Annotated in this window: 6 protein-coding genes and 1 tRNA gene; 2 read left to right on the plus strand and 5 right to left on the minus strand. The window is 57.2% G+C overall.

Annotated elements, in window-relative coordinates:
• The first annotated feature begins 45 nt into the window (after window positions 1-45).
• On the plus strand, window positions 46-705 hold the full coding sequence (locus NW843_RS02625) for an SDR family oxidoreductase (RefSeq protein WP_414522037.1): 660 nt from the start codon (window positions 46-48) through the stop codon (window positions 703-705).
• A 177-nt stretch (window positions 706-882) separates the two neighbouring features.
• Here NW843_RS02625 and NW843_RS02630 read toward each other — a convergent pair whose 3' ends face one another.
• The 4 genes from NW843_RS02630 to tgt all read right to left on the minus strand — a co-directional run bounded on the left by NW843_RS02630 (window position 883) and on the right by tgt (window position 4,349).
• Complete coding sequence (locus NW843_RS02630; protein ID WP_414351089.1) at window positions 883-1,179, minus strand: hypothetical protein; 297 nt, start codon at window positions 1,177-1,179, stop codon at window positions 883-885.
• Between the two features lie 6 nt (window positions 1,180-1,185).
• Window positions 1,186-2,427 (minus strand): hypothetical protein, encoded by a 1,242-nt coding sequence (locus NW843_RS02635; RefSeq protein WP_414522034.1) that lies wholly within the window; start codon window positions 2,425-2,427, stop codon window positions 1,186-1,188.
• Between the two features lie 86 nt (window positions 2,428-2,513).
• Window positions 2,514-3,125 carry a hypothetical protein gene (locus NW843_RS02640; protein WP_414522035.1) on the minus strand — a complete coding sequence of 204 codons (612 nt, stop codon included), beginning with the start codon at window positions 3,123-3,125 and terminating at the stop codon, window positions 2,514-2,516.
• A gap of 120 nt (window positions 3,126-3,245) precedes the next feature.
• Window positions 3,246-4,349 (minus strand): tRNA guanosine(34) transglycosylase Tgt, encoded by a 1,104-nt coding sequence (gene tgt, locus NW843_RS02645; protein ID WP_414522038.1) that lies wholly within the window; start codon window positions 4,347-4,349, stop codon window positions 3,246-3,248.
• Between the two features lie 119 nt (window positions 4,350-4,468).
• On the opposite strand from tgt, the gene NW843_RS02650 reads away from it, so the two are divergent.
• Window positions 4,469-4,551, plus strand: a tRNA-Leu gene (locus tag NW843_RS02650).
• A gap of 134 nt (window positions 4,552-4,685) precedes the next feature.
• On the opposite strand, the gene NW843_RS02655 is transcribed toward NW843_RS02650, so the two are convergent.
• Window positions 4,686-5,107 (minus strand): hypothetical protein (locus NW843_RS02655; RefSeq protein ID WP_414522036.1); only part of this gene is annotated, 422 nt, incomplete at its 5' end.

Below are 5,107 nucleotides of genomic sequence, written 5' to 3' on the forward strand. Positions count from 1 at the left end.
AACAGTGATGTTCAGCAGTGTTCAGCGTAAATGTATCAGAAACTTATGCAGGCTTTTGTTGCAGGGGCTACAGGAGAAACCGGACGCCGCATTGTCAAAGAGTTGGTGGGCCGCGACATCCCGGTACGGGCGCTGGTGCGCAGCCATGAGCTGGCCGCTCGGGTTTTGCCCCCCGAAGCGGAAGTGGTGGTGGGGGATGTGCTGGATCCGGCCACGCTGGAGACGGGCATGGAAGGATGCACGGTGGTGCTCTGTGCCACTGGGGCCAGGCCCAGTTGGGATCCCTTTCAGCCCTACCGAGTCGACTATGAAGGCACCAAGAACCTGGTCGATGTGGCCAAAGCCAAAGGGATCCAACACTTTGTTTTAATCTCTTCCCTGTGTGTTTCCCAGCTGTTCCATCCCCTCAACTTGTTTTGGCTGATCCTGGTGTGGAAAAAACAGGCGGAAGAATATCTGCAAAAAAGCGGCCTCACCTACACCATCGTTCGACCGGGGGGCCTAAAAAACCAAGACAACGACGATGGCATTGTCCTGTCCAAGGCGGATACCCTCTTTGACGGCAGCATCCCCCGCACGAAAGTAGCCCAAGTGGCCGTCGAAAGTTTATTCCAGCCCGCCGCCCAAAATCGCATCCTTGAGATCATCGCCAAGCCCGGCGTTCCCAACCAAGAATGGAGCGCTCTCTTTGCTATGGCAAGGTAGGTACCGAGCTGCATGCATGCTGCATACATTATGACTATGAGCGAGTATGAACGCGGCTCCCAGTTCCTCAGCAGGCTCGAACTTGGTGGGCGCATGGCACTCCTGGAAAGTCGCTCCTGCATTGGTCGATAGTCTGCCGCAAAATGTCGGTGCCAAGCTAAACTTCTCGTTTTGCCCTTAACTTCCCTCTGTCTGGGAACCAGAAGACTTGGCCAACTGCTGCAAACGATTTAAGATCTGCGCCTCAGCGTTGGCATCGTGGAGTCGCAACGTTAGGCGGGGCACCCGCAACGAAGCCGTAATCCGGCCTGAGGGCAGATCCAGCCACACCAGTTGCCCTTGAAAACAGCGACAAGCGGCTCCCCATTCCTGGGCCAGAGCCTCTACCTCTGACCAGACAAGGCAACGTGGCAGCAGCAGGTCGGTGGCCCACCCAGCCCCACACTCCCGCCGCCTGAGGATGCGCACCTGCATGGATCCCTAAATCCGCTCAGCGTAGAACTCACACCAGGGATCCCCCTTCTCTCTGGCCTTGGTCTCCTGGCCGTGGAAGAGCCCACCCCGCTGGAAGAGGCGGTTGTAGAAGACTTGATCCAAAACCGGCTTCTGCTGGATGTTGCCGTTGTAGACCAGATTCATCATCGCCGGCACCGCCCCTTGAGCAAAATAGCAGGCGGGATCCTCTGCCCGTGGGTAGGAAGCCAAAAAGTAGTTGGCTTCGTAGTTGCCGTCAATGGCCACCCGGCAAGACTCGCCGCTCACCACCTCCAAAGCCTGCCAGCGACCCCACCCCAGACTGCTGGCCACCGCATAGCCGCCGTGGATCCAGTCCGTGTCCTTCTCCAGCATCGGCCCCACCAGGGTTTCCCACTCCACCGATTCCATGATGTTGCCGAAGGTGTAGAACACACAGACATGCCCCGACTCGCGGATGAGAGCTTCCCCCACCCCCATCAGCTCAGCCTGCACCGCCTTCAGCTCCTGTAAAAAGCGATACTGAATGCGGTTGTAGTAGTTGGCAGGCATGCGCGTTAGCAACACGTTAAAGGCGCGAATTTGCCCCCGCTCATCTCCGGCCAAAGGCAAGCCCCACAGAGCTTCGTTGACCGCATCGTAGTCCACTGCTGTTGTGGGCCGGGGGAACTGGAGCGGCTGCTCGATCAACTTGCCCATCCCTGGACTGGGAGTCAACAACTGGGGCCGCGGCAGCCGAGTGGCCTGGATCACGCAGTGATCCTTGCGCGTAACGGCCATACACTCCGTTTCTTCTGCCCCGTAGCTTCCCAGCTCGCCAAAAGTGGCATCCAGAGCTGCCGCCACATAGCCCACCGCCAAGTGGTCAATGGGACGTGTGCGGTTGACCTGATCCCCGTACTTGCTCAGCCAACCTTCTGCATAGTGAGAATGGGTAAGCTGCACTTCCCCGCCTGAAGGTGTCACCTCAAACGCCAGCCGCCCAAATCCTAAAAAACTGAAGATCTGAGCTGCCACTGCCAGGCGCTCTTGGGTCTCCTGAATGCCAAGAGCCTTGAAAGCTCCGTACAGAAGACTGTAAAAGATCTCCTGGGCTGCGGTGCGCAGAATTCCCACTCCATCGATCCAGTCGGGATCTTCAATAGTCTGCTGCAGGAATAGGTTGTAGTGATGGCAGTGGAAGATAACCGGCTCTCCAAACAGGGAGATCAGCTTACGGTCGCGGTCGAGATGTAGATGCTCAAGCATAGGCAAGTGAACTCAGATAAACAATAGGGGATCCCACAAGCGCAGCAACTGCCCTCAGACAAACCTCGCCAGCTATTCTCGACTACTCAGGCCGGCATGGCAATAGGCAGGCGCTCTCGGCCCAAGAGATCTGCCACTGCTTTGTAGAGAATGCGCAGCTCCTGACGGCTCAGGGCGCCCTTTTCGAGACGGTTGCGGTCTAGGCCCGTTTTCAAAGACAGGCGCAGAGCCACAAAGTTGGGATCCGGAGCGTAGCGCTTGGCATAGTCCATCAAAGCCTGAGCCACAGACATAGTGCTGTCCTGCACAGGGGGCAGTAGCGGCTTTCCGTCAATCAGAATGGCTTTGATGCGCTCTGAAATGGCTCTGAGGTCGGTGATGGAACGGGTCAGGAGTAACACAAAGTAGGGGCTTTTGGGAAACGCTTTGATGACAACCCGCAACGCCGAAGTGCCGGCCAAAAGGTAGTCCGCCTCTTGGTCAGAGCTGACAAGCTGGCATAGACGACTGTTGGCCTGGACTAGGTCGCCGGCGTAGGTGCCCAAACGTTCTAGGGCTTGCTCCTCTTGGGAATCGCTGACGTAGGTTACTTTGGCTACTGTGGTACCATCAGTGGCCCGCCCTATCAAAACAGCAATCAAGCCCGGAAGGCCGGCGATGTGCTGTTCAATCACGCTGCTGAGGGTTCGGATAGCCATGATCTGACTCCTTCCTGCGGCTACATGGGATAGCTTAAATGCACGTACATGCACGTACTATCCCATGTACTTATTCTACCAAAATGGATCAGATGCTTCCAGACAAATCTCCCGGCCGGCTTAGCTCCAGGGATCCCAGTTCTCGTGAAACTTGCCTTCCAAGATGGCCTGGCGCATCTTTTGGGTGTAGCGCATCAGCTCCGTGATGTTGTGGATAGAAAGCAGGGTATAGCCCAGGATCTCCTGGGCGCGGATGAGGTGGCACAAGTAGGCGCGGCTAAAGTGGCGGCAGGTGTAGCAGGGGCAATCGGGATCGATGGGATCCAGGCTGCGGCGGTGCTCGGCATTTTTGATGTTCCAGCGTTTGCCCCGGCTGATCACCGTGCCATGGCGGGCATAGCGGGTGGGGATCACGCAGTCAAACAAATCCACTCCGGCGGCCACGGCGGCCCGCATCTCTGCATAGGTGCCCACCCCCATGAGATAACGGGGGCGATCTGCCGGCAAAAGGGGAGCGGTCTGGCGCACAACGGCGTGCATAAACTCGACCGGCTCCCCCACACTCACCCCGCCAATGGCATAGCCCGGCAGATCCAACCGACAGACCTCTTCCACCGCCCGCCGGCGCAGCTCAGGGTAAACTCCCCCCTGCACAATGCCAAACAAAGCCTGATCTGAGCGGCGATGGGCTTTCACGCACCGTTTCAGCCAGTGGGTGGTTCGCCGCACCGCTGCTTCCACTTCCTCAGGGCTGGCAGGGTAGGGCGGGCACTCGTCGAAGGCCATGATGATGTCGGCCCCCAGGGCGTTTTGAATCTGGATGGATAGCTCTGGGGTGAAGTGGATCGTTCGGCCATCGCGGGGCGAGCGAAACGTTACCCCCTCCTCGTTAATTTGGCGAATGGCGCTAAGGCTAAAGACCTGAAAGCCGCCTGAATCGGTGAGGATGGGGCCCGACCAGCCCATAAAGCGGTGCAGCCCCCCTGCCGCTTGAATGATGTCCTCGCCGGGCTGTAGGTGCAGGTGATAGGTGTTGCTGAGAATAATATGGGCGCCCGTTTCCTTGAGCTGGGCGGGGGTGAGGGTTTTCACGTTGGCCAAAGTTCCCACCGGCATAAAACAAGGAGTAGGGATCCCGCCGTGGGGGGTGACGAAGTATCCTGCCCGCGCTTGGGTATGGGGGCAGGTGCCCTCGCAGGTGAAGGTAAAGTCGGCCAAGGTCAGCGTTGATCAGCTTTCATCTGGTGCGCAGCAGAGCTTAGCACAGATAGAGCCGCCGGCAAGGGATCCCTTTTGCCAGCCTTGACAGGGATCCCCTGCTTTGGGCACACTTGTAGATCGCCGCGGAACTGGCGGAATGGTAGACGCGCTAGATTCAGGTTCTAGTGGCAGCAATGCCATCGGGGTTCAAGTCCCCGGTTCCGCACTCTCTTTCCTTCAACACTCAGGTTAAGCTATGCCGACATGCCCTGTCGGCCAAGGATAAGTATTGGGGGTGTAGCTCCACGGCCAAATTAGACTCCCTGCTCGCCGTGATGCTTCATCTCTTTCAAGTTGCCCTTAGAGGGTCAATTCGCTCTCAATTTGACTGAGTTTAATGCGGGCAAGAGCTAAGTTCCCTTTTTCTCGGTCTAAGGCTAGGTAGAAAAATAGGCCGTTTATGGTTTTAAGCATACGCATCAGATGGTACTGAGTTTCCAGGATGATTAAAATCTCTTCAATTCTGTCGGTGAACTTAAGTGACTCCGCGACTCGCATCTTAGCGCGAATCACTTCTGTGTTTCCGGCGATTGCCAGCTCCAAGTTAGCTTCAGGAAAAGCGGGGCTGTTGGTGCCCCTATATCCCAAGCACATCCCAGTTTTCCAATCCCCCAGCGCTACCCCCAGTGCTCCATCGATGCTCAGAGCTTTTACCAAACTGTCTTGGAGTTTTTGCATGAGTAAACTACCCGACCCTGACTGCTTCGCAGTACGGGGCGGGC

It is taken from the genome of Synechococcus sp. R5-12 (assembly GCF_047502655.1).
Lineage (GTDB): Bacteria > Cyanobacteriota > Cyanobacteriia > Thermostichales > Thermostichaceae > Thermostichus.